Here is a 24687-nt window from a genome sequence, read left to right as displayed (position 1 = left end):
TTGAAAGGCCGTTTGGGTTCAAGATTCAAAGTGACAGTGTAGCATAGTTTGGGTATTAATTCTAAAATAAATTCTAAGGTTAGCTTTATTTTTTAACCGGAATTACTTTGTTACTCTGCTTTTTAATTAATAAATAGCCACAGGATTTACATTCACCTGCGTAGAACCTACATACAAAGGCTGTCCCAGCACAAATAAGAACTCCCATACTTTTTGTTTCACCAAAGGACGGCTGTCAATCAGCTCCAGGTTATAAATTCCTTTTTTAGCCAGCATAAACTGGTTGATGGGGAATTCTTCTTTACTTTTTGGGTTAGGATATACTTCGGAAGCCCAGGTGTCACCACCAAAAGCTACGATTCCCTGATCGGCAAGCCATTTTGCGGCATCCATACCGATTCCGGGCTCTGTTTCCAGAAATTGTTGGTTATTTTTACCAATTAATTCAAGCCATCCGGTATTAAAAAGAACAATATCACCTTTTCTTAGAGTAAGTCCTTGTTTCTTTAAAACAGATTTGATGTCTTCCACCGTAAATTCTGTTCCTCCGGGTACGATTGATTTTCCATAATGAGTAGTCATATCAAGGACGACACCGCGGGTAACGAAAGGAGGTACTTTTTCAACACCCAGTTTTTTTACGCCTTCCACGGTTACAAAATCTGTAGCTTTATTTCCGTTGTAGTAGGTGTTGTCAATACCAATGTGCCCGATGCCGTTCAATTGTGTTCCCACTCCGGTCCATCCGTTTACTAACTCGTCATTGAAGGTGAATTTATTAGAACCTATGCTTTTTCCACCCTGTTCTCCCGGTTGAATATTATATAAATTGAAACTTCTGTGTCTGAAAGCAGGCAGATTTTTATCCATAGGAACAGCAAGTGCTAATGTTTTGCCTTGTTTTACCAGTCCTAAAGCCTGTTTTACAACTTCGGGGGTTAACAGATTGGCGGCTCCAATCTCATCTTGCGCACCGTAAGCAGAAGGATACCATGATTTGTCTTCCGGATTGACGAGGGTCTGAGCACTTAAACTAATACTGTTAATAGTCAATAGAGTGGCTAACCCGAACATTTTGATCAGATTATTTTTCATTTTTAAAAAGATTTGGGGGGTAGGGGAGGAAAGCGAGAAGCAGGGAGAGGGAAGTTATTGAAGACTTATTGTATTTGCAGCCTCCTTCTTCCAGCTTCCAGCCTTTACATTAAATTTCGCTCAACGCTGAATTGATGAAGTTCAATTCTTCCTGTGAAAGATCAATAGACATTGCCTTTGTGTTTTCGATGGCCTGTTGTGCATTTCTTGCACCTGCCAATACTACTGTAATAGCCGGTTGCAGCGTAGTCCATCTTAATACCAGTTGAGAAAGGCTTACTCCTTTTTCCTGAGCGATAGGTTCTATTTTTTCTAAGAAAGTTTTTACCTTATTCAAATCAAACTGAGAGAAATATCCGTTTCTGTGGTCGTTATCTTTCAATTGGGTTTCCTTGAAATATTTACCGGTTAAAAGACCTCTTTCCATAGGGCTGTAGACGATGATTCCCGTATTGTTTTCCAAAGAATAAGGAACAAGATCATTTTCGATCGCACGGTTCAGCATACTGTAAGAAACCTGGTTGCTGGCAAGCTTTAAAGTTCTGTTGGCTTCTTCCATTTGAGCCACACTGTAGTTACTTACTCCTGCAGCACGAACTTTTCCCTGCTGGATCAATAACTCCATAGCTTCCATAGTTTCGGAGATAGGTGTTGTGCTGTCCGGCCAGTGAAGCTGTAAAAGATCGATATAGTCTGTTCCTAATCTTTTTAAACTTTCTTCAACTTCTTTGATGATGTTTTCTTTAGAAGCCAGTTTGTAAACCGGAATGGTTTTTCCTTCGTCTTCTGCATCAAAGAAAAATTCTCCTTTGCCATTATTGCTTCCGTCCCAAACCAATCCGAATTTTGTTAAAAGCTGGATTTTTGAACGGTCTTTTCCTTTGATGGCTTCACCAATCATTTCTTCACTCAGTCCGAAACCATAGAATGGTGCTGTGTCGATAGAAGTTACCCCGTGATCCAGTGAAGCATGAATAGAATTGATAGAATCCTGTTTTTCATTACCGCCCCACATGTTTCCACCGATAGCAAAAGCACCGTGTGTGATGGTTGATAATTCCAAATCAGTATTTCCTAATTTTCTATATTCCATTTTGTTTGTTTTAAAATTGTTGTTGTAAACCACCCCGTCAAAAATTCTTTGAATTTTCGCCACCCTTCCGGAGGAGGGGAATTCTCGCTGTTTCAATGGTGACACTTTTAAGAATTTAAGTGTCTGAAAGCTGTCGTGACTTCTGTGGTTAAAAATTGTCTGTTATTTATTTAATTCTTTTACGACAGCTTCCCCAACGCTTTTTGCTGACTGTGGATTCTGTCCTGTGATCACTCTCTGATCGGTTACCACATGATTCTGCCAAAGCCCGGATTTTTCAAATTTTGCGCCTCTTTCTTTCAGTTTATCTTCCAGTAGGAAAGGGACAACGTTTGTTAACTTTACCTCAGATTCCTCTTCATTGGTAAAAGCATTGATTTTTTTACCGTCTACAAGATATTTCCCGTTATTCAGTTTGACATTCACCAAACCTGCAGGGCCATGACATACAGCGGCTACAATCCCACCGTTTTCATAAATTTCAGAAGTAATATCTGCCAGTTCTTTATTGTCTGCAAAATCCCACATCGCTCCGTGTCCTCCTGCATAAAAAATGGTTGAGTATTCTTTTGGGTTAACCTGAGATGGAGTCATAGAATGATCAATCTTGTTTTTATATTCTTTATTTTCCCAAAACTCTTTGTTGACAGGATCTTTCAAATCGAAGCCGTCTACCGGAGGAGTTCCTCCTTTCGGGCTTACAAAGTCAATTTCATATCATGCTTTGTGAAGAACTTCCCAAGGGTGAGAAACTTCACCCAGATAATATCCTGTATCTTCACCTGTACTGCCTTTCTTATCATGGCTGGTTACGACGAATAAAATTTTCTTTTTCATATTCTTTGATTTTTTGGTTTGAGCCTGAACGAATCCTATCATAAAGACTGCAAGCATTAACAACGCTAGTTTTTTCATAATTAAATGATATGGGTAAGATAAATCTGTGGTTTTTCCTGAAGCTTCTCATCTACCAGGGCACCGAAAGCCTGAATGTAAGGCTGTTGATTGTGTTGAGCCAGTCCTTCCTCGCTTTTCCAGATTTCGTAGAAAACAAATTCATTTTTGTTTTCAATACCCTGATGCAGGCTGTAAAGCTCACAAGCTTCTTCTTTTCTTGTTTCTTTTACCATATTCTGAAGAACTTCCAGGACTTCTGTCTGATGTTCTTCTTTTGCTTTTATAATCGCTATAAGATGAATTTTCATAATTAAATAAAATTTTCAATTGAGTTATAGATAGGTTTCCATTCCAGTTCTGCTCTGGCTTTATCCGAACTGCATCTGCTGCTAGACGCAAAGCCGAAATAACCTCCTGCAGGACCGAATTTATCAACTGCTTCCTGAATACTTAATGACTTTGCAGGTTTTAAACTGTATTTTTTACTGATGTTTTCTGCTATATTTTTTAAAGAAGATGAACCGTTTTCAGCATAATAAATAGAACCTCCTTTTGCTTTTTCCAATGCAAGTACATACAAGTCTGCCAGGTCTTCAATATGCAAATTAGACCAGATATTTTCACCTTCACCAAAATACACTCCATGTCCTTTTTCCTTAGAGAAGTTGATAAGAGCAGGGATTTGAATGCTGTCTTTTTTTATTCCTAAACCTTCTCCATAAACCATGGTAGGAACAATAACAATGCTTCTTATGCCTTTGTTTGCAGAGTGCAGTACATGATTGTTGATAAGAACTCTTGATGCCATCTCCAGTCTTGGCTGCAATGGGAAATCTTCTCTGAAGATAAAATCACTTTTTCTACCATTCTCTTTTCCTCCAAAAATAGCTGATCCTGAAGTAAATATAAACGTTTTATGACTTCCTTCCAGAGCTTTGATAAAGTTATCTGCTGCATAAGCATCATCCGCAGAATCTGCATTATGGATAATCGCATCTACACCGGAAACTGCTGTTCTGATAAGATCTTTATCATGAATATTTCCCACAATGGTTTTGATTCCCAATGACTCCAGTTCCTGAACGTGAGCTTCATTACGAACCAGTCCTGTCACTTCATAATTCCTGTCAAGGAGTTTTTTTGCGATAGTTCCGCCAATATAGCCGGTAATACCTGTGATCAGTATTTTTTTCATGATACCAATTCCGGTTTCAATTCTTTTTCAAATACATTTCTTACATGCGCTCTGTACAATTTCATATCACGCTCTATATTGGCATTCTTTTCCACATCATGGAAGTGAAAGCTTTCCATTTTCTCTAATGAAACAAAGGCATTCATTCTATGAAATCCAAATAACGGACCTTCATCCACACTTTTTTCACTGAAAAATTCTCCGGGAAGCGTGAAAGCTGTTGCAGGAGCATTCCAGCTGGTAGTCAGCATATACTTTCTTCCTCCAAGCATTCCTCCTGTACCATAGTTGATTTCCGGATTCTCAGCTTTTCTTCCGTCGCTCATATAAATTCCTTTGGCATGACCCGCTGTGAATACTTCGTCAATATATTTTTTAAGTCCGTTAGGAAGCTGGAACCACCAGATGGGAGTATGATAAATGATATAATCTGCCCATACAAACTTTTCTACTTCTTCATTTTTGTCATAGTTTTCACTTACATTCGTGATCTTTACCTCTACGTTCTCGAATTCTTTAAGAACTGTTAATGTATTTTCCGCGATTGTTTGATTATATTTTCCTCCGGAATGTCCGAAATTTTGCCCACCGTTGATGATTAGTACTTTTTTCATTTTTTTATGATTGTTTAAATTTTACTCTGCAAAGTTAGGATGGATTGTTGTATAATAAAAATAATATAAATTATATTAAAGTATTATTTAAATGATAGTTTGAGAGATTTAAGGTTATATATGTGAATGGTCAATGGTCAATCCGCTTCGTTTGTGAATTTTTTAGACGTTTTGGAGTACGTTGTGCGAGGTATGAGATTTGAGGTTTAAGGTTTGAGGTTCGGGTTGTTTGATTCGAGGTTGTAAGTAATTAATCATTCACAATTGACTTTGCGTAGCAAAAATTCACCATTCACTATTGACCATTTCCCATTTCATGGTAAAATATCATATTCTCTCTGAACTGGAATTCCTTTCTGTCATGTAAATTTGTTTAACAAATTGAAGGACAATGATACAGATAGCTGTTTTTAGTGATGTGCATGGGAATCTTCCTGCATTGGAAGTTGTGTTGAAGGATATAGAAGCAAGAGGAATTCATCAGAAATTCTGTTTGGGAGATCTGGTAGATTTTGCACCCTGGGGAAATGAAGTGATTGAAAAAATAAGAAGTCTGAATATTCTTTGTTTAATGGGAAATCATGATGAAAGGATTGCTTTTGATATTCCTGTTGTTCCTCTATCAAAGCATTCTGAAGAAGAGACTGAAGCAAGATTTATAGCAATAGATCATTCTAAAAAATATATTACAAAGGAGAATAAAAAGTTTTTATCAGAACTGCCTTTTCATTTAAAATTAAACTATAAAGTAGGGAAGAAGCACTGGGATATTCAGTTGGTTCATTCCAGTTTATCAAGTAACGATACCTATTTATATGAATCAGAAGAGGATGAGATTTTTATGAGAATGCTGAAAGAATCTCAATCTGACGTCATTGTCATGGGACACACCCATTTATCTTTTAAAAAACAGTTTGAAAATAACACATGGGCCATTAATTGTGGTTCCATGGGGCGTTCTAAAGAAGAAAACAGGCTGGCTTCTTATTTGGTGCTGACTTTAGACGAAGAGAAAATTACTCCTGAAATTGTACAATTATCTTATCCGCTTGAAGAAACCATTCGTGGAATTGAGGAAAGTGATATTCCGGATTATTATGCTTCATTTCTGAAGAATGAAACATCATTAATATTATAATTATTTTGTAATTTTGTATCAGAATATTAATAATTAAGTCATGGTTAATTTAGAATGGTATCGTACTTTTAAGGCGATCTATAAAACCGGGACATTGACAGGTGCAGCAGATGCTCTATTCATATCACAACCCGGGGTGAGTTTGCATTTAAGTTCTCTGGAAGCTTATGTAGGATATAAGCTGTTTGACAGAACGGGAAGAAAAATGATCCCTACAGAAAGAGGGAAAGTATTGTTTAATGCAGTGGCTGAGCCTATTACCAAACTGGAAGATGTAGAGAAAAACTTTCAAAAGTCTACAGAAAAGCATACTCCAACCATCAGTGTTGGGATGTGTTTTGAAACATTTCAGACCACCTTGGAGCAGTATGTTTCTTCATTACCTTTTAATCTGATTATCAGCTTTGGAGAATACCCCGAAATGCTGGATCAGCTGGACAAAGGAATTCTTGATCTAATCATTACTCCGAAAAAAGGATCTTCACCCAATATCGAACATGAAGCATTCTCTTCGGAGCAGATCATCCTGGTAGGAGGGAAAGGTGTAGATAAAACAGCTTTCAATAAAGTGTTGAAAACAAAAGATGCAGATCAGATTGAAGAATGGCTGAAAAACGAAAAATGGTACGGAACCACCGGAGATATGGAGCATCTTTTCCAGTACTGGATATTGAATTTCGGACATAAACCTAATTTCCGCCCCAATTATATCGTTCCCAACATGAACTCAATCATCCGTTGTCTCAAAGGGGGAACAGGATTAGCTGTTGTTCCTGATTTTCTATGCAGGAATGATATTGAAAGCGGTGATATTCAGCTCATCTGGGAAGGAAAGAAAAAGTTTGAAAATACCCTGTATTTCGGATGCCGTAAGAAAACCAATTATCAAACCGAAATTGAACATATTAAAGGGTTATTCCGTAAGGTGATGGCTTAATAAGACCATATCTCTCATTTGTAAACCGTTTTCATAAATAGGATCCGGATAATTTTCAATAAAGAAATCTTTCAGAATTCCACTTTTGATGAAATCGTTTTTCTCATAAAATCTGATCTGTTGGAAACCGGTATCTGAGGTTCCAACAGTCAGTGTTTTATAATGATTTTCTTTCGCAATTTCTTTTGCTTTATTCATTAGGATACTTCCGATTCCTTTGTTTCGGTAGCTTTCAATCACAGCAATATTTTTAATTTCCAGTTCGGTAGTACTTTTCTTATACAATGCCATTACGGCAATGTTTTCAGTACTGTTGTGTAAAAGATAAATGTCAGAATTGAAAATATATTGATTGATTGCTTCTTTAGTTTCATCTGCCAACAATAATAAATGATAAGGAATTTCCGAATCAGAATGCAATAGATTGAAAGTGAAATCTTCCATTTACAGACTCATATGAATAAGTGGATAGTCTTTTCCTGAACCGTCTTTCTCGGATCTTCCGGTCTTTTTGAAACCCATTTTTTCATAAAATCCGATGGCTTGAGGGTTTTGTTCATTCACATCTACTTTGGTCAGTCCGGTTTTCTCTTTCATAAACTGATAAAGTGTTTTTCCGTAGCCTTTTCCACGCGTGTCATTATGAATGAAAAGCATTTCCAGATTGCCTTCTGCTACAGATGCAAAGCCTTTAGATTCATTATTTTCAGTAATTAAATACACTTCCAGATGAGGAAGATAGTCTCTTGGAATGGCTTCTTTGAAATAATTGAAATCCTCTTCGGCAAGAAAATCGTGTGTTGCTTTTACAGCGGATTCCCATATTTCCATCATTCTCGGATAATCCTCTGCTGTAGCCAATCTGATATTTTGTGACATGATTTTTAATTTTGAACAAAAATAAAGAAAATTTGAGGAAGTAAGATAGATGCTGGAAGTTAGAAGCTAGAAGTGGCATGATAGGTTTTATCGACCACAATCATTTCCCTTCCATGAAGGGGTGGATTTTTGCAAAGCAAAAAGACGGGGTAGTTTAAAGATTATCCTAAATCTCTTATAAAGCAGTTGTTTTTAGAAGAAACAGTAAAATTGGTAGGCAGAATTTTCAATTTTTTGTTGCAAATTTGTTTATCACTTTATATTAATCATTAAAATAAAGACTTATGCAAAAGAAAACCTATACAGGGCAGCCTGTGGTAACATTAAATAACGGAGTGGATATTCCGGCTTTAGGATTCGGAGTGTGGCAGATGGAAGACCTGAAAGAATGTGAAAACGCGGTAATCAAAGCGATTCAGACAGGGTACAGAATTATTGATACGGCTGCCATTTATCAGAACGAAACGGCAGTAGGATCTGGAGTTAAAAATAGTGGAGTAAACAGAGATGAATTGTTTATCACATCAAAAGTATGGGTTCAGGATCACGGATATGAAAAAACGAAAAGTGCTTTTCAGAGAACATTAGACAGACTGCAGATGGATTATCTTGATATGTATCTTGTCCACTGGCCGTATGGAGATTTTCTGGGCACTTGGAAAGCGTTGGAAGAATTGTATCATGAAGGGAAAATCAAAGCTATTGGAGTGTGTAATTTTACTGTTGAGAAGCTGGAAGAGTTGAAAGCCAATTCAACTGTTTTACCGGTGATTAATCAGATTGAGCTGCATCCTGTATTCCAGCAGAAAGAATTGCAGGTATATGACAGAGAGAATAATATCGTAACACAACCTTGGAGCCCGCTAGGAAACGGTAACGCGAATCTTTTAAGCAACCCTGACTTGAAAGCTATTGCAGAGAAATACGGAAAAACAGTAGCGCAGGTCATTCTGAGATGGCACCTGCAGGAAGGATTTGTGGTGATTCCAAAATCTGTAACTCCATCCAGAATTGAGGAAAACTTTAATGTATTTGATTTTGAACTTACAGAGGATGAAATGAACGTTGTTCGCTCTTTAGATACAGGAAAAAGATTATTCTTTGATCCTAAAGATCCTGAATGGGAGCAAAAAATGCTAAACTCCGTAGCAGATATTTAATTTCAGAATTAAAAATAAAATACTCCCGCAGCTTTCACAGGTTGACAGATTATGAATCTGAGTCATTGTGAGACCTGTGGGATTTTTAAATAAAAAATAACCCATGACTGCAAAAGAATTCATAGAAACACTTACATTGTTTAAGAACGAAAAAGAACTTGGCAAAGTTGATAAGTTTTTCAAAGGAAATGATGGAGTTACCAAGAGCTTTGGTGTAAAATTTGGAGATGTTTTTACTACGGCTAAGGAATTTTCGGAAATGTCTTTAGACGAGATCAACAAGCTTCTTGACAGTGATTTTTATGAAGTAAGAATGGGAGCGGTGAGCATTATGGATTTTCAGGCAAGAAATAAAAAAACGTTTGAAGAACAGAAGAAAGCTCTTTTTGATCTGTATCTTAGCCGTCACGACCGTCTCAATAACTGGGATTTTGTAGACAGGGCAGCACGCAATGTTATTGGAGAATATCTTATGGATAAACCTAGAGATATTTTATATAAACTCGCTTATTCCGACAGTCCATGGGAAAGAAGGACAGCTATTGTCTGTACACATGCATTTATCAGAAAAAATGATGTGGAGGATACTTTTGCTATTGCGGAAATCCTTATTCATGATCCTAATGAATTGGTAAATAAAGCCGTAGGAAGCTGGATCCGGGAAGCCGGAAAAAAAGACAAAAAGAAATTGCAGCATTTTCTCAACACCTATGTGAAAACCATGCCTGCTGTTACATTTTCTTATGCAACAGAAAAACTGGATCCGGAATCAAAATTGCACTATAAAAACCTCAGAAAGGAAAAATAGACCCTGATTCATCCAATGCACAATAGGTGTTTATTCCCAATCACAAACTCTAAACCTTGAACTTTAAACCTTGAACCTTGAACCACTTATGTTTTGGCCAGATACAATCAGTAAAAAACTAGGGATACAATATCCTCTTATTCAGGCTCCGATGTTTGGAGTAAGTACCGTAGAGATGGCTGTTGCCGCAACGAAAGCAGATTGTCTCGGATCACTGGCACTGGCTGATCTTTCTGCAGATCAGTCTGTGGAATTGATCAGAGAAATGAAAAAGAGGACAGACAAACCTTTCGCTGCCAATATTTTTGTACATGATATTCCGGAAGTGACAGATGCTTTAAAAGAAAGATATACTAGAACCAAGCAGTTTATTGGGCATTTGGCAAAAGAAAATGCTATAGAAGTACATCTTCCGGATCTTGAAGAGATCAATGTAAGTACTTATCATGCGCAGATAGATGCTGTTATCGAAGAAAACTGTAAAATTCTAAGTTTTACGTTTGGAAACCTGGATGATCAAAGTATTCGGAAACTAAAGGAAAACGGAGTTATTCTTATAGGAACCTGCACTTCTGTGAAAGAAGCTTTGCTGCTTGAAAAGTCAGGCATTGATATCATTTGTGCCCAGGGAATTGAAGCTGGAGGACACAGAGGAAGTTTTGAAGCAGAGAATATTCCGCAAATCGGAGGGTTGTCTTTACTGTCACAGATCTATGATCATGTGAAAGTGCCTTTGATTTACGCAGGAGGAATTTATGACGCAAAAACATTGCAGGCTGTTAAAGATCTGGGGGCTCAGGGTTTTCAGGTGGGCAATCTTTTATTGGCTTCTCAGGAAAGTGCTTTACTGCCTTTTGAAAAGGAAAGGCTTAAAAAAGTAAAAGAAGACGAGATTGTTTTAACAAAGAGTTTCTCCGGAAGGTATGCCAGAGGAATTAAAAATCAATTTATAGAAAAGGTTGAAAATTCAGAATATATTTTACCATATCCTTATCAGAATAAACTGACCAATGCATTGCGTAAAGCAGCAAAGAACCTGCGAAATCCAGAATTTGTAGGGATCTGGGTGGGGCAGTCTATTCATCAGTACAGCGATCTTTCTACAGAAGAAATTTTGGCAAAACTTATTAGCCAAACTGAAGCTGTATCTTAAAAAATAATAATAGTTTTAATTGATATAAATTACGAAAGAGGTTGAAGATTTTTCTTTATAAGGTGATAATACCAATCCCTTTCAATATTGAGAAGGATTGATATTTTAGTTTATTTAATTGCCCAAAGAAACATCAAGTATCTTTCCAATATCCTTCTTTTCAGCTTTTAAAACCCCATTGAGATAAAATTGTACCTTTAAAGTAGATTGGTCACTTAATCCAGTTGCCTTTACTCTAATTTTTGGGGAAGGACCTGTTCCATTATCTCGTACTTTATTTACTGGACTTGTCCATGAGGTACCATTTATATCTGTAACTGGAATATCATCCCAATAGGGAGGAGAGGGAACAATGCTCTGATAAAGAATGTTGGTGATTGTAGAGCCCTGTGATACCTCGACCTTATAATACCACTCTTTATCTGTAAGTTGGGGCTGCTCATCGTTACGATCGCTATCGCTACACGAAAGAAATGTTGCAAATAAACCCATAATCATTAGAAAAATAATTTTTTTGTAATTTTTTTTTGTGTTGTTTTTCATTGAAATTAATATTTAAATTAGTGTGGCTGAAGGTAATGTATATTATGGAATGATGATATAAAACGAGATCCTACATAGACCTTACATAGATGTAAGCTAGATATGATGTATGTACGACATTAGTTTAATTGCTTAACTGTTTATGAATATTTTGCTTTGTTAAAATGAAAATATTAATTATGTTGTTGAATGAATTTAAATTGGATTTTAAAAAAATCAATGAAAAGCCTCTCAGATAAGTTTGATTTTTATGCTTTTTTGAAAAAATATATATCATTAATATGTTTTAAAATTAATAGTAATTTTATATTTTCGTGATCAGGATTATTGGATGGGTTGAAGTTATTTTTATTAAAATTCTTTCAGAAACATCTGGTAAATCAATTATAAAACTAAAATCAGCGAAAATATACATGAAATTTTCAGAAGGAATTCAGAGATCACTTCCGTTCGGCTATCTGTTTCTCGTGGTGATGGGAATATTAAAAGAAAGCGTCTTTTACTATCAGATCAATATTAATATTCTGAAATACTCAACAATCATGGATATTCTGATAAGCCCGATTGCAACGTTAACGTCTCATCCGGTCATATTGATTGCCCTTATTATTATAATTGTATTCTCATTTGCCTTTCCTTCTTTTTTGTCAAAGCAGGCCAATAAAAATAAAAAGTGGGCACTGAAGATGGCATCTCTTAAGGAACATGAAACAATGACTAAAGAGGCTATTGAAAATCATTTTACCAATATGTTTGTAAGGTTTCTTGCCATGATGCTACTGTCTTTCTTCGTAGGAATAGGCTGGGGAGAAGGAATTGGACTCACAAGAAAAATAAGAGAAAACAAGCTTAAATATGATTATAAACTGAACTATGGAGATGAAAATTCTGAGCAAGTCTATGTGATAGGATCCAACAGTATGTATTATATCTATCTGGCTAAAGGAAATAAAACAATAAAAATAGCACCTGTAGGCTCCATCAAAAGTATTGAACTGACCAATAACAAAAAATTGAACGATTAGAAATGGAAATGCAATAAAAAAAGCTTCAGATTATTTTTCTGAAGCTTTTTTATTTTTATTCACTGAATTCAATGATAAGCTGGTTCATCGCTGATCCGGTAAAAGTTGTGGTACTTCCACTTAAATCATTCCATCTTCTTTCTGCGTTTCCGGTAGTATTATAAATGTGAGTAGATCCTTCAGTTCCCCCGGAATTATTTGGTTCTCCCGTAGCAAACCAGTTTTCTGTGGTGGCAGGGTTGGTAGACCAGTTCATTCTGAATTCTTCTCCGGTAATCCATTGAAGCCTGTCCGGATTTCCAGGTCTCTGAATTTTATTAAAGCCAATCCATATATTATTAGCCAAATTATAACCCGTTTCCGAAGCTACAATATTAGTGGCAACCCAGATCCTTTCCGCATCGTTAGGCATCGTCACCAGATAACCTCCCATTTGCTTTCCGAAGCTGTAGGCATTGAACCAGTTAATCCCCTGTGAAAGCTGATAAGCACAATAGGTATGATTATTTCCTGTCCATTTTTTACATCCCAGTTCATTGGCTGTACCGCCTCCCGGTACTGCTCCCGGTGGTTGAGGTCTTGTAGCTACTGGTTTTGGATCATATCCTAATATAGAATTATTGAACCCGGATGCTGTTCCGCCACTAAGATCGGTTCTGGCAATCTTTCTTACATTTCCATTGGCATCCGTAGAAAGTATGTCATCAGCTGCAACACCTTGTGGCAATGTTCGGGTTCGTAATTCCCCATTAATGTCTAGTGTCTTTGTAGGAGTGGTTGTATTAATTCCAACCTGAGCACAGGCAAGATAAGGAAGAATAATGAATAGTAAAATTGATTTTTTCATAGGTACTTTTATTATTCATTAAACTCAATAATAAGCTGGTTCATGGAGATGCTGGAATTGGCAGTCAATGTTCCATTTAGATCATTCCATCTTCTTTCAGCATTTACACTGCCTGCAAATATATGGGTTGCTCCCTCTACTCCTCCTGAATTGTTAGGCTCTCCGGGATTAAACCAATTTTCTGTAGTGGCAGGATTGGTAGACCAGTTGATTCTAAATTCTTCTCCGGTAATCCATTGGAGCTGATCCGGATTTCCCGGTCTCTGAATTTTATTAAAACCAATCCATACATTGTTAGCTAGGTTATAACCCGTTCCTGAAGCTACAATATTGGTATTTACCCACGTTCTCTCTGCATCATTAGGCATGGTCACCAGATATCCGCCCATTTGTTTTCCAAAACTGAATGCATTGAACCAGTTAATAGCTTGTGAAAGCTGATATGCACAATAGGTATGATTATTCCCAGACCATTTCTTACATCCAAGCTCAGTGGCTGTGCCTCCTCCTGGTACTGAACCTGGTGGTTGTGGCCTTGTAGCTACTGGTTTTGGGTCGTATCCCAGTATGGTATTGTTGAAACCGGATGATGATCCGCTGCTAAGATCACTTCTGGATACCTTTCTTACATTTCCAGAGGCATCCGTTGAGAGGATGTCATCAGCAGCTGCACCAGCTGGCAAAGTTCGGATTCGTAATTCTCCATTGATATCAAGTGTTTTTGCAGGAGAAGTTGTATTGATCCCAACCTGAGCACTTATAGCTACTGGTAAAACCATAAATAAGATAGCTTTTTTCATTTTTATGCTTTTTTATTCATCTCAAATATATAAAAATATTTTACGATAATAAATCACAATTTATTGATTATCAACTAATTAAACAATTGTTTTAAAACGATATTTACATGTTAGTTTATTTATTGATAAATATTTTTCATTAATAATAATTTTATGATAAAATAAATAAAACATATTTTATTTATTTTGAAAATTTGTTTTATTTGGGAAATAAAAAACTTCTTTCGTTTGAAAGAAGTTTTTATTATGTTGAAAAGTATTTCTGAACATTAAATTTTTAAACTAAACTGGCGATGATGGTCATTATTTAGTTAAATCAAGACCTCCGAAATTTCCGGAACTCATCATCAGATAAACACCATCTGTTTTATCAAGTGTATTCCAATAGGCATGAAGATCTTCAGCATTCGTGAAAACCCTTAAATTTTCGTTTTTGAATTTTTCTTTGATAAACTCCGGAGAAATAGGTTCCATTCTCTTGATCTTCAAAGCATCTTCAGAATAAAAGACGATAGCTTCTTCAAGACCATCCATGGCGTGGTCATATTGCTCAAGGAAAGCCGGATTTAAGCTGGAATACGTATGAAGTTCCAGGAACCCGTATTTTTTATCATTTTTAAACTGTTCTGCAAAAGCCTTTACAGCAGCCTTCACCTTACTTGGTGCGTGAGCGAAATCTTTATAAAGAGTTCCTTTATCTTCTCTTTCTACTTTTTCAAGACGTTTAGATGCTCCTTTGAAGCTCATAATCGCTTCATAGAAATCTTCATCCATAATACCAAGCTGCTGGCAGATATGTCTTGCTCCTTCCATATTCAACAGGTTATGGGCTCCAAAAACAGAAAGTGGAACATCTCCCATTTCGGTTTTCAAATATACTTTCCCGTTGTTGATTTCATATTCAGGTGTTTTATAAGGGATCTTTCTGAAATAGTTTTCAGCATTTTCCACTACTTTTACTACTTCAGCATCTTCTTCATTATATACCAAAACTCCACCTGCTGTAATACTTGCTACAAACTTTCTGAACTGCTCAATATAATCATCAAAAGTTTTGAAAACATTGATATGATCCCATGCAATACCACTCATTAAAGCAATATTGGGCTGATACAGTAAAAACTTCGAACGAAGATCAATAGGGGAAGAAAGGTATTCATCACCTTCCAATACCATGAAGTCATTATCCTGAGTCAGTTTTACCATACAGTCGAAACCTTCAAGCTGAGCTCCTACCATAAAATCTACATCTTTTTGGTGGAAGTTCAGTACGTGAAGAATCATTGAAGTAATGGTTGTTTTACCATGTGATCCAGCGATAACCACTCTTGTCTTATTTTTTGACTGTTCGTAAAGAAATTCAGGATAAGAATATATTTTCAGGCCCAGCTCTTTTGCTCTTGCAAGTTCAGGATTATCCTGATGTGCATGCATTCCAAGAATAACAGCATCAGTATCCGGAGTGATTTTTTCCGGGAACCAGCCCATTTCCTGAGGCAGAATTCCTTTCTTTTCCAGTCGGGATTTTGAAGGCTCGAAAATAGCGTCATCAGAGCCTGTTACCTGATATCCTTTGTCTTTTAATGCAATCGCAAGATTATGCATGGCGCTTCCGCCAATAGCAATGAAGTGGGTTTTCAATTCTATTTACTGTTTTTTAACATTAGTATTTATGATCTGCTGGAAAGCTTCAAGAATATTGTTCCAATTGGTCTGATAATTTGAAGTAATCAGGCTGGCATCTGTTTTACTGCCTTCATTGGGACCTTTCTTGATGTTGATGGAAGTTGAAATATTGTCATACAATTTTTTACGGTCTTCCTGTATTCTTCTAAAATTATTCTGAGAAAGAACCTGATCCAGTTTTTTCAGATCTTCATCAGAAATTTTAAAATCCTGTTTGTATTTTTTGCCCTGCCCTTCAAAAGAGTAGTGTATGTTATTACCTTTTATAAGCATGTTTTCATATACGGGTGCAAAGCCTCCGCTTTTCGAATAGCTGATATCAAAATCCGAATATACCTTTTGGCTGTTGCATGAAACTAATACTATGATTGCGAATAATATTCCAAGTATTTTGTTCATAATTTTTCTATTTACTTTAATTATTTGAGTCCTTTTGTTCTAATTTTTTAGCTTTAAGTTCTTCATCATAACTGTGTAATAGGTTGAAATCTTCTGTCTGCTCAATGGCAGTCATGATTTTCAATAAAATTTCCGGTGCTTTTTCATTATCGTAATCAATATCCAAAGGAGCTTTGAATTCCATCGTAGGTTTTACACCGGTTACCTTTACGCGGAGTCCTTTTTTATCAAAAGCTCTTCTGAATCCGTTTATTTTGATTGGAATTACAATAGGACGCTGATTTTTTACCAATTTGGCAGTTCCTCTTCGTCCCTGTGCAAAAGCTGATGTAGTTCCTTGAGGGAAAGTAGCTACCCAGCCATTGTCCAATGCTTTCATAATATTATCTACCTCACTCATGTCTACCATTCTGTTGACATTCTTTCCTTCTGCTCTCCATGTTCTTTTTACTGTTACAGCTCCTGCAATTTTGAAAATCTTGGGAAGAATCCCTTTATTCATGGTTTCTTCTGCTGCTACGTAGTAAAAATCAATCTTAGGGTTTAGCAGATAGATCGGGTTTTTTATTGTGTTCAGATATCCATTGTTCACCGCACAGAAAGCATGGTACATTGCTGCCACATCTGCAAAATAGGTTTGATGGTTGGATACAAAAAGCACGTTAGAGTCCGGAAGATCCACAAGGTGTTCTGTACCGGTTATCTTTAACTTATTAAAGCCGTTGAATCGTCTGTATGATACAACTCCTAAAATAAAAATAATAAACCTTTTCAAAAAATAAGGGGTTCCGAATGCATCGGTAAAAATATTTTTCTTCGCCATCTCTCAATTAAACACGGTAGTGCAAAGTTACATTTTTTTCAGCAACTGGCTGAATTCACTTAATATCATTGCTGTAGCACCCCAGATAATGTATCCGTTGAAATTGATCACAGGAACCTCATGTCCGCTTGCGCCAGGCAAAGCCATGAGTTCGGGGATGTCGGACAGGTTTAGAAAGGAAGTAATAGGAAATTCTATGGTTTCCACAGCTTCTGTCTGCTGAAGAACGAAGGTAGGATCCTTTTTAGTATAAGAGATATAAGGATATACATAAAAATTGCTAGGTGGAATATAAATAGGAGACATCTCTCTGATGATCCTTACATAATGTTTATCTATTCCTATTTCTTCAGAGGTTTCGCGAACTGCGGTTTCAGCAAAATCTCTGTCCATTTCTTCACGCTTTCCTCCAGGCAGTGATATCTGCCCGCTGTGTCTGTCGTGTTCATTAATCGTTCTTTGAATCAATGGAAAATACCACTCGTTATCTTTTAGATAGAGAACAATATTGACAGCTGCAAATTTGGGATTCTTTGCCAATACTTCTTCATAAGTAAAAACGGGTCGGTAGGGAGGGGAGAATACTCCATGTGCATGTTCACCGGGAAGTTCCACGCTTTTTATTTTTCGTAATAAATCTTTTCCAAAATTTTCCATACCTCAAATTTAACAATATATATTGAAGAAATAAATGCCTTAACATTAATTAACCTATGCAGAAATTAAGAGTAGAAGATGGTTGTAATGAACTGTACTTCAAAAATAGATCATCGTCACCAGCAAGGAATAAAAATTTAAAACCTTACCCTTAAAAACTTTAATCTTTAATTTCATTCATCAGTTTTGCTTCCCGGATGAGTAAAAATGGGCAGTGATGGTAAGAAATTTAAACCCCTCCATTGTGATGTTTTAATACTGTACTAAAAGTGAAATAATGAGTATGTGTGGTATTTGTAAACTATTTAATATCACTGTTTACGGACTTACTTTTAGGTAATAATTCACTACCGTATTTTCCCGTCACTGAAAACAATGACATTTGTACGACGGCAATTGGTGACCCCTCCAACTATAAACCGTGACTTTTGAAATTTACACTTTGATGGTGGTTTTTCACTTTGATGTAGAAGCTACCTTTGCCTTACTATTAACCAATTAATTTTTACTAAGATGAAAAATTTACTTACAGGTGTACTTACACTATTCGCCATGAGTTTCGGATTTGCACAATTCAATATTGATGTAACTACCCAAACAGGAAACTTAAATGTTGCTACTGTAGACCAGACTGGTCTTTTGAACATCAATTCTCTTACACAAACAGGGAATCGTAATACTGCAGATATTGACCAGGTTGGAATTTTAAACGTCAATAATGCACAAAGTATCGGAAACAGAAACTCTATAGATGTGGATCAGGTGGGTATCGGAAACTCAAATGAAGTAATGCAGATGGGTAACAGAAACTCTGCTTCAACATGGCAGCTTGGAGTACTTAATTCTACAGAACAAACTCAGATCGGAAGAAGAAATGATGCTTCTTCAGTACAGATCGGATTAGGAAACTCAGTCGTTCAATATCAGGACGGAAGAAGAAATGATGCTTCTGCTCTTCAGGTAGGTCTTGGAAATGAGGCATATCAGATTCAGTTAGGAAGAAGAAATGATGCTACTGGAGTTCAGGTAGGTGCTAACAATATTCTTGTTCAATATCAGGATGGTAATGATAACAGTGCTACTCATGCACAAGCAGGAAACGGTAATATAGCAGCTTCAGTTCAGGTAGGTGATGATAACACTACTGTAGGAGTACAGGCAGGTAATGCCAACCAACTTTATCAGTTCCAGATAGGAGATGCTAACACAGCTATTGACCTTCAAATGGGTAACGGTAACTTTACCTGGGTATCTCAAAGCGGTGATGGTCATATCCACGTAGGAACTCAGATGGGTAACGGAAACTCAATGATTGTGAATCAATCCAATTAAGCCCTATAACACATACTGTAAATCTTAGAAATTGTAAAGGAGAAACTACAGTGTTTCTCCTTTTTTTACCTTCGATTTTCTATGATTTGTATAGATGTAATTAAAACCAGATAGGCTATGTTTACTTTAAGATGGAGTGCCTTCGCTCTTTTTGCACTACTGCGATTGCATGCACAAGAGATAGACTGGGATAAGGTCAACAGTAATACAATCTTTAATCTTATAGCCAGGCAGCAGACTGATCAGAGTTCTTACGGTTCCAATATCATTCAGATAGGTGGCTATAATAATGCAGAGCTTTCTCTTAACGCCCGAACTAATATTGTGGTAAAACAACTGGGGGATTTTAATACCCTCTATTTTATCAATTCATTCACGGATAAAGAAACAAAAGCTGCTGTTACTGCACAGGGAAATAATAATATTATTGATGTCACCGGAAGTAATAGTATTTCGGACGGAATTCAGATCAATGTAAAAGGGGATAATAAAACCGTTTTCATGAGAAACTATTAAAACACAAATGATGAAACTTTTATATTCCCTTAGCCTGAGTACCTTTTTTGCCTTCCTGTCTGTATGGGGTTATGGGCAGGAAGATAAAAAAGTAAATGCCAGGATAGAGAGCAGTCTCCTTGAAAATCAGATTATATTGAAAGCCATTGTTATGAACAATACTACCGTTTATAAGGAACTGAATTATCTTTTGGTTTCTATTAAAAAAGGAAACGGAGGGAATCTTTCAAACAATCAGCAGAGTGGTAAATTTTCTGTCAACCCCAATGAAGTCAAAATATTATCAGAGATCAGTGTAAACCTTGAATCAAAAGATGCGTTGAAAGCTTTCCTTTATATCAGGGATGAAGAAACACAAAAGCTGGTCGCCAAAGATAGTCTGGAACTGAACAGTGATCTTTTTAAAAAGAAAACAGCCAAGATAGAAGAGGATGCCGCGTATGAACTGAGAGGTCTTACTATTGATGAAACCAAAACCAAAGTAGGAAAAGATTTTTATGATCTGTTTTATATGCAGTACAGCCAGCTTCCGGATAAGAGCAGCAGCGCTGTTACCATTACAGAACTTCCTCTTCGTGGAACAAGCGGTCAGATCAATATTCAGATGGAAGATAAAATCATTTACAGTTTTATGACCAATCCGGCAGAAGATTATTTAAAAGAACAGCTGGCCTACAGCTTAAAATATATCAAGGAATTTAACGCTAAGAAAAACCTTATTAAAAATGAATTCATCTACTAAAAATGTCCGCCATGAAAACCCTTATCATTTTTTTGACATGTATTGCGGGTATTTTCTACGGAAAATCTCAGCAGCTCGTCTATAAACCGGTAAATCCGGCTTTCGGAGGAGATACATTTAATTATCAGTGGCTTTTAAGCTCTGCTAATGCACAAAACCCATTCGATGAAAAAAATGATTACAGCAATTTGCTTGATCGTGTAAACTCTCTTGACAGTTTTACCCAGAGTCTCAACAGACAAATCCTCAGTGAACTTTCAAGAAAACTGTTTGATGAACAGTTTGGTGATGGAAATATAAAGCCCGGAAATTATCTTTTTGGATCACTTTATTTACAAATTACCAATACTAATCAGGGACTTTTAATCAATATTTTGGATACCAGCAATGGCGATCAGTCCGAGATCGTAATTCCGAAATAGGAAATAACTAAAAATAAACTTACCATGACAACCTACACTTACACCAGAATCTTTTTCTGTAGTTTCCTGCTATGCGTTCTGCAGGCTTGTAGTTCAATATTTGGTTTACCTTCGGATCCCGAAAAACCAACGATGGGAGAGGTTACCTCTTCTACCGCAGAATTGAAAAATCTCCCGCTTCCTAAAGAGAAGATTGTAATAGGAGTCTACAAATTCAGAGACCAGACCGGCCAGTACAAACCCTCCGAAAACGGAAACAACTGGAGTACGGCAGTTCCCCAAGGAACCACTACTATTCTCATCAAAGCACTGGAAGACAGCCATTGGTTTATCCCTATTGAAAGGGAAAATATTGCGAATCTTCTCAATGAAAGACAAATCATCCGCTCCACACGTCAGGAGTATATAAAGGATGCTGACAAAAACAGCCAGGCACTTCCCCCTCTTTTATACGCCGGAATTCTTCTTGAAGGCGGTGTCATTTCCTATGATAGTAATATTCTTACAGGAGGGCTGGGAGCCAGATATTTCGGTATCGGAGCTTCCACACAGTATCGTCAGGACAGAATTACCATTTACCTTCGTGCTGTTTCTACTCTCAATGGAGAGATTCTTAAAACAGTTTATACCTCTAAAACAATCCTTTCAACAAGCGTAAACGGAAGTTTTTTCAGATATATTGATACGGAAAGACTTCTTGAAGCTGAGGTAGGTCTCACTCAAAATGAGCCCGTACAGCTTGCGGTAACCGAAGCTATCGAAAAGGCTGTGAAATCTCTTATCGTAGAAGGAATTAGGGATAAGATTTGGGGGAAAGCGGTAGACCCTAACGGACCCTACCAAACTTTAATCAATGATTATAATAAAGAACAGGATCAAAATGATGGAAGAGTAGTAGGTGGCAGATATCCTGAAAACTACAGACAGAAATTTTCCATGTTTGCTAATGTTGAGGGACAGAAAGTCAGAGATGATTATGTAGGTCCTAAAATGAACGTAGGAGGAAAAGTGGGATTCAAATATTTCCTGACTCCTTATCTGAACGTAGAAATAAATGGTAATTATTTTACTCTTGAAAATTCAAATATTGTGAAAAGAAACTATTATGGTCCCGAAGTGAACCTGGAATATATACTTTTTCCAAAATACAGATTCAGTCCCTATATATATGGTGGAGCAGGAGCAATGTATTCAAAATACAAACCTCAATATAAAGCACAGTTAGGAGGCGGGCTGGAATATATGATCAGCAAGAATTTTTCATTAAGGGCTTCTGCTCAATATGATATGGGCTTCAAAGATGATTGGGAAGGCCTTGTCACTGGAAAAAGAAAAGATCAGGCTTTACGCTTTGGTATAGGAATCAATTTTTACTTCGGAAACAAATAAAAACACGAATTATGAAAACTTTAATTAAAATACTCAGCATATTCATCTTTGCTTTTTGTCTGTTTTCATGCAATGAAGACCTTGTAGAACAGGCTCAAACAGGAACGTTAAAAGGGAAAGTCGTAAAAAGAGGCAGTAATGTGCCGATTCCTAATGTGAAAATTTTCACTAATCCTACGACACAGACGGTTTTCAGTGGCACAGACGGTTCATTTCAAATCGATGCCATGCCGGTGGGGAATTATTCTGTGAAAGCAGAAATTTCAGGATATATCACAAGCTTTCAGTCAGTTAATATACAAAATGAAAATCAGGTGGTAACGGTAGTTTTTGAGATGGATGATGATACTTCATTGAACTCTCCTCCCACTACACCACAGTTGCTAAGTCCGATAGATAACGCAGTAAATCAACCTTTGAGCGTCGAATTAACCTGGAGCGCAACAGATCCGGATACAGCGGATGTTTTAAAATACAGTTTGACAATTAAAAATAATCTTGACACTAATGTGATTCAGGTTAATGATTTGACAGCTAACCACTATACGCTTTCAAATCTGAAGTTTGGTGTAAGTTACTTCTGGCAGGTGTCTGTTTCGGACGGCATTCACCAGCCAGTTTTAAGCTCTATCAGTAAATTTACCACCAATACTGTTCCTGCCAACAGGTATCATTATACCCAAAAGCAAAATGGAAACTTCGTTATCGTCTCCAGTGATGATCAGGGAAATAACTTCCAGTTTACCAATTCCTCCTACAACAGCTGGCGGCCACGTAAAAATAATAATGCAGGTCTCATAGCATTTCTTCGTACAGAAGGCGGAAGTACCCATATTTATACCGCTAATCCTGATGGTTCCAATCCTTTTAAAGTAACAACGGTTCCCGTAGCAGGCTTTAATAACTATGAAATGGATTTTTCCTGGAGTACCAACGGTAAAGAGATTATTTATTCTAACTTTAATAAACTGTACAGAATCAATAAAGACGGAAGCGGTCTGAGTCTGGTGTATACCACTCCGGATGGAAGCTTGATTTCCGAATGCGACTGGAGTTATGATGGAAGCAAGATCGCATTGAAAACCAATGATTATAATGGATATAATACCAAAATCTATGTAATAGATATGATGGGAAGTGTTCTTAAAACCATATTGTCCGGTTCTGTCGGAGCGAGCGGTGGTTTGAATTTCTCTGTAGACGGACAGCTTCTTCTCTTTACCCGCGATATTTCAGGATATCTGGATGGAAGTGGAAATTACCGTCAGCTGGATTCCCACATCTTTATCTATAATATGGTTACTGATGTTGTAAGTGATATTTCTGCTGAAAGCGAAAAAGTAATGGGAACCAATGATCTTGATCCAAGGTTCTCACCTAATAATGCTCAGATCATTTTTATGAATACTTCCAATGATAATATTTCGCAAAGAAACGTGATGGTAATTGACCTATCGAGTAGTCTGACAGATCTTACGCATACTACACTTTTCAGTAACGGAGAAATGCCGGATTATGAATAAGGTTCAAGATTCAAAGTTTAATGTTTTTAGTTTAATGTTGTTTATCATTTTCATTGACATTTAATTTAATGATGGGCTTTACCTGAGAAATGATTATTACTAATATAAAGTCCAGGTTTTAAGGTTAAAGTTCCAGTGGTGAACAGGAGATTGGAAATTCGGGTTGTTTGCAAATGAAATAATAAGGTCTAAGCAATATAGTTTTTAGTTGCCCGGTTTTCAATCTCTTTATCTCACTTCCAGCCTTAAAATAAAATTTATTAATGAGTTGTCTGTCCCATTCTGAGTCACAAGACCAAATGCAGACAAAAAAATTCCAAACTGTAAAGTTTGGAATTTTTTCGAGTTGTTCATGGAAGAATTTCAGTCGATGATATGATTCTCAATAGCATATTTTACAATTCCGACTGAGTTTTTGGCATTGAGTTTTAAAAGAATTCTTTTTCGATGTGTTTCTACCGTATTGATACTTATAAAAAGTTTTTCAGAGATATCTTTACTGCTGTTTCCGTCGCATATAAGTTTTAGGATTTCCATTTCGCGGCGGGTAAGAGGCTCTCTGATATGAGGGTTGGGTTTTTCCTGTTCACTACTGATAAAGCTGATCATTTTTTCCTTTGCATGATCACAGATGTAGATCTCGTTAAGGAGTAAAATATTGATAGACTTCAGGAATTCATCATACGTACAATTTTTGTCAAGATAACCTTTGATGCCTTTATTGAAAAGTTTCCGGATATCGATCACATCATAAGAACTTCCTATGATAATGATTTTCATATTTCGATGTTCAGAAATAATATTTTCTGTAAGCTTGCAGAGTTCCGTTAGCATCAGCATATTGGAACTCATGATTAGCATTTCCGGAGGCTGATCTTTTAAACGTTTGGTGAGGGGTTCTAAAGAATTACAAATGTCAATGGTACTAAAAATATTAGGTATTGTTAAAATAAAATAGATTTTATATTTTTGGAATAAAAAAAATGGATTGTCCAAAATGCCATAGTTCTTCTA

The 24687-nt window shown here is 36.6% G+C and carries 29 protein-coding genes; 12 read left to right on the top strand and 17 right to left on the bottom strand.

The genetic code is table 11. The features are described from left to right. Nucleotides 1-126: 126 nt before the first annotated feature. From CQ046_RS12495 to CQ046_RS12470, 7 genes are all read right to left on the bottom strand, one after another. Complete coding sequence (locus CQ046_RS12495; RefSeq protein ID WP_105702562.1) at nucleotides 127-1095, bottom strand: cyclase family protein; 969 nt, start codon at nucleotides 1093-1095, stop codon at nucleotides 127-129. Nucleotides 1096-1204: 109 nt separating this feature from the next. Further along, nucleotides 1205-2188, bottom strand: a complete 984-nt coding sequence (locus CQ046_RS12490; protein ID WP_105702649.1) for an aldo/keto reductase — start codon at nucleotides 2186-2188, stop codon at nucleotides 1205-1207. 162 nt (nucleotides 2189-2350) lie between these two features. Further along, nucleotides 2351-2848: a type 1 glutamine amidotransferase domain-containing protein gene (locus CQ046_RS12485; RefSeq protein ID WP_228406944.1), complete on the bottom strand. Its 498-nt coding sequence runs from the start codon at nucleotides 2846-2848 to the stop codon at nucleotides 2351-2353. Between the two features lie 57 nt (nucleotides 2849-2905). Then, complete coding sequence (locus CQ046_RS23880; protein ID WP_228406943.1) at nucleotides 2906-3103, bottom strand: hypothetical protein; 198 nt, start codon at nucleotides 3101-3103, stop codon at nucleotides 2906-2908. A 2-nt stretch (nucleotides 3104-3105) separates the two neighbouring features. After that, a complete protein-coding gene (locus CQ046_RS12480; protein ID WP_105702561.1) occupies nucleotides 3106-3393 on the bottom strand; it encodes a putative quinol monooxygenase in 288 nt (95 codons plus the stop codon). Nucleotides 3394-3395: 2 nt separating this feature from the next. Then, nucleotides 3396-4280 carry an NAD-dependent epimerase/dehydratase family protein gene (locus tag CQ046_RS12475; protein ID WP_105702560.1) on the bottom strand — a complete coding sequence of 295 codons (885 nt, stop codon included), beginning with the start codon at nucleotides 4278-4280 and terminating at the stop codon, nucleotides 3396-3398. Further along, nucleotides 4277-4894, bottom strand: coding sequence for an NAD(P)H-dependent oxidoreductase (locus CQ046_RS12470; RefSeq protein WP_105702559.1), 618 nt, complete (start codon nucleotides 4892-4894; stop codon nucleotides 4277-4279). Before CQ046_RS12470 ends, CQ046_RS12475 begins: the two co-directional genes overlap by 4 nt. Before the next feature lie 391 nt (nucleotides 4895-5285). Between CQ046_RS12470 and CQ046_RS12465 the strand changes: the two genes are divergently transcribed. Further along, on the top strand, nucleotides 5286-6032 hold the full coding sequence (locus CQ046_RS12465; RefSeq protein ID WP_105702558.1) for a metallophosphoesterase family protein: 747 nt from the start codon (nucleotides 5286-5288) through the stop codon (nucleotides 6030-6032). A 40-nt stretch (nucleotides 6033-6072) separates the two neighbouring features. Further along, the gene (locus CQ046_RS12460; RefSeq protein ID WP_105702557.1) at nucleotides 6073-6969 is read left to right on the top strand and encodes a LysR family transcriptional regulator; all 897 of its coding nucleotides are present in this window, start codon (nucleotides 6073-6075) and stop codon (nucleotides 6967-6969) included. Here the strand turns inward: CQ046_RS12460 and CQ046_RS12455 are convergent. After that, on the bottom strand, nucleotides 6946-7413 hold the full coding sequence (locus CQ046_RS12455; protein ID WP_105702556.1) for a GNAT family N-acetyltransferase: 468 nt from the start codon (nucleotides 7411-7413) through the stop codon (nucleotides 6946-6948). The genes CQ046_RS12460 and CQ046_RS12455 overlap by 24 nt on opposite strands. Beyond that, nucleotides 7414-7848 carry a GNAT family N-acetyltransferase gene (locus tag CQ046_RS12450; RefSeq protein ID WP_105702555.1) on the bottom strand — a complete coding sequence of 145 codons (435 nt, stop codon included), beginning with the start codon at nucleotides 7846-7848 and terminating at the stop codon, nucleotides 7414-7416. 284 nt (nucleotides 7849-8132) lie between these two features. Between CQ046_RS12450 and CQ046_RS12445 the strand changes: the two genes are divergently transcribed. From CQ046_RS12445 to CQ046_RS12435, 3 genes are all read left to right on the top strand, one after another. Continuing rightward, nucleotides 8133-9008, top strand: coding sequence for an aldo/keto reductase (locus CQ046_RS12445; RefSeq protein WP_105702554.1), 876 nt, complete (start codon nucleotides 8133-8135; stop codon nucleotides 9006-9008). Between the two features lie 103 nt (nucleotides 9009-9111). Continuing rightward, on the top strand, nucleotides 9112-9816 hold the full coding sequence (locus tag CQ046_RS12440) for a DNA alkylation repair protein (RefSeq protein ID WP_105702553.1): 705 nt from the start codon (nucleotides 9112-9114) through the stop codon (nucleotides 9814-9816). An 88-nt stretch (nucleotides 9817-9904) separates the two neighbouring features. Beyond that, nucleotides 9905-10969 carry an NAD(P)H-dependent flavin oxidoreductase gene (locus CQ046_RS12435; RefSeq protein WP_105702552.1) on the top strand — a complete coding sequence of 355 codons (1065 nt, stop codon included), beginning with the start codon at nucleotides 9905-9907 and terminating at the stop codon, nucleotides 10967-10969. Between the two features lie 114 nt (nucleotides 10970-11083). On the opposite strand, the gene CQ046_RS12430 is transcribed toward CQ046_RS12435, so the two are convergent. Then, nucleotides 11084-11512 (bottom strand): hypothetical protein, encoded by a 429-nt coding sequence (locus CQ046_RS12430; protein ID WP_105702551.1) that lies wholly within the window; start codon nucleotides 11510-11512, stop codon nucleotides 11084-11086. Nucleotides 11513-11925: 413 nt separating this feature from the next. Between CQ046_RS12430 and CQ046_RS12425 the strand changes: the two genes are divergently transcribed. Then, a complete protein-coding gene (locus CQ046_RS12425; RefSeq protein ID WP_105702648.1) occupies nucleotides 11926-12537 on the top strand; it encodes a hypothetical protein in 612 nt (203 codons plus the stop codon). 55 nt (nucleotides 12538-12592) lie between these two features. Here the strand turns inward: CQ046_RS12425 and CQ046_RS12420 are convergent, their stop codons facing one another. The 6 genes from CQ046_RS12420 to CQ046_RS12395 form a co-directional block, all read right to left on the bottom strand. Further along, nucleotides 12593-13384 (bottom strand): C-type lectin domain-containing protein, encoded by a 792-nt coding sequence (locus tag CQ046_RS12420; RefSeq protein WP_105702550.1) that lies wholly within the window; start codon nucleotides 13382-13384, stop codon nucleotides 12593-12595. Nucleotides 13385-13395: 11 nt separating this feature from the next. Then, nucleotides 13396-14184 carry a C-type lectin domain-containing protein gene (locus CQ046_RS12415; RefSeq protein ID WP_105702549.1) on the bottom strand — a complete coding sequence of 263 codons (789 nt, stop codon included), beginning with the start codon at nucleotides 14182-14184 and terminating at the stop codon, nucleotides 13396-13398. Nucleotides 14185-14487: 303 nt separating this feature from the next. After that, nucleotides 14488-15825 (bottom strand): UDP-N-acetylmuramate--L-alanine ligase, encoded by a 1338-nt coding sequence (locus CQ046_RS12410; protein WP_105702548.1) that lies wholly within the window; start codon nucleotides 15823-15825, stop codon nucleotides 14488-14490. A gap of 6 nt (nucleotides 15826-15831) precedes the next feature. Further along, the gene (locus CQ046_RS12405) at nucleotides 15832-16269 is read right to left on the bottom strand and encodes a hypothetical protein (RefSeq protein ID WP_105702547.1); all 438 of its coding nucleotides are present in this window, start codon (nucleotides 16267-16269) and stop codon (nucleotides 15832-15834) included. Between the two features lie 16 nt (nucleotides 16270-16285). Then, the gene (locus CQ046_RS12400) at nucleotides 16286-17092 is read right to left on the bottom strand and encodes a lysophospholipid acyltransferase family protein (protein WP_047373745.1); all 807 of its coding nucleotides are present in this window, start codon (nucleotides 17090-17092) and stop codon (nucleotides 16286-16288) included. Nucleotides 17093-17119: 27 nt separating this feature from the next. Then, nucleotides 17120-17749: an NUDIX hydrolase gene (locus CQ046_RS12395; RefSeq protein WP_105702546.1), complete on the bottom strand. Its 630-nt coding sequence runs from the start codon at nucleotides 17747-17749 to the stop codon at nucleotides 17120-17122. 513 nt (nucleotides 17750-18262) lie between these two features. Here CQ046_RS12395 and CQ046_RS12390 point away from each other — a divergent pair. From CQ046_RS12390 to CQ046_RS12365, 6 genes are all read left to right on the top strand, one after another. Next, nucleotides 18263-19081: a hypothetical protein gene (locus CQ046_RS12390; RefSeq protein ID WP_105702545.1), complete on the top strand. Its 819-nt coding sequence runs from the start codon at nucleotides 18263-18265 to the stop codon at nucleotides 19079-19081. 117 nt (nucleotides 19082-19198) lie between these two features. Next, complete coding sequence (locus CQ046_RS12385; RefSeq protein WP_105702544.1) at nucleotides 19199-19597, top strand: hypothetical protein; 399 nt, start codon at nucleotides 19199-19201, stop codon at nucleotides 19595-19597. Nucleotides 19598-19604: 7 nt separating this feature from the next. Continuing rightward, on the top strand, nucleotides 19605-20339 hold the full coding sequence (locus CQ046_RS12380) for a curli production assembly/transport protein CsgE (protein WP_228406942.1): 735 nt from the start codon (nucleotides 19605-19607) through the stop codon (nucleotides 20337-20339). An 11-nt stretch (nucleotides 20340-20350) separates the two neighbouring features. Further along, complete coding sequence (locus tag CQ046_RS12375) at nucleotides 20351-20761, top strand: curli production assembly/transport component CsgF (RefSeq protein ID WP_105702646.1); 411 nt, start codon at nucleotides 20351-20353, stop codon at nucleotides 20759-20761. A 24-nt stretch (nucleotides 20762-20785) separates the two neighbouring features. Then, a complete protein-coding gene (locus CQ046_RS12370) occupies nucleotides 20786-22150 on the top strand; it encodes a CsgG/HfaB family protein (protein ID WP_105702543.1) in 1365 nt (454 codons plus the stop codon). A gap of 11 nt (nucleotides 22151-22161) precedes the next feature. Further along, a complete protein-coding gene (locus CQ046_RS12365) occupies nucleotides 22162-23673 on the top strand; it encodes a carboxypeptidase-like regulatory domain-containing protein (RefSeq protein WP_105702542.1) in 1512 nt (503 codons plus the stop codon). A gap of 363 nt (nucleotides 23674-24036) precedes the next feature. On the opposite strand, the gene CQ046_RS12360 is transcribed toward CQ046_RS12365, so the two are convergent. Beyond that, nucleotides 24037-24525: a response regulator transcription factor gene (locus CQ046_RS12360; RefSeq protein ID WP_228406941.1), complete on the bottom strand. Its 489-nt coding sequence runs from the start codon at nucleotides 24523-24525 to the stop codon at nucleotides 24037-24039. Nucleotides 24526-24687: the final 162 nt, after the last annotated feature.

Origin of the sequence: Chryseobacterium sp. MYb7 (assembly GCF_002979455.1) — a bacterium.
Lineage (GTDB): Bacteria > Bacteroidota > Bacteroidia > Flavobacteriales > Weeksellaceae > Chryseobacterium.
Note: the sequence above shows the minus strand (reverse complement) of the source record. Positions and strands in the feature narration are given on the sequence as shown.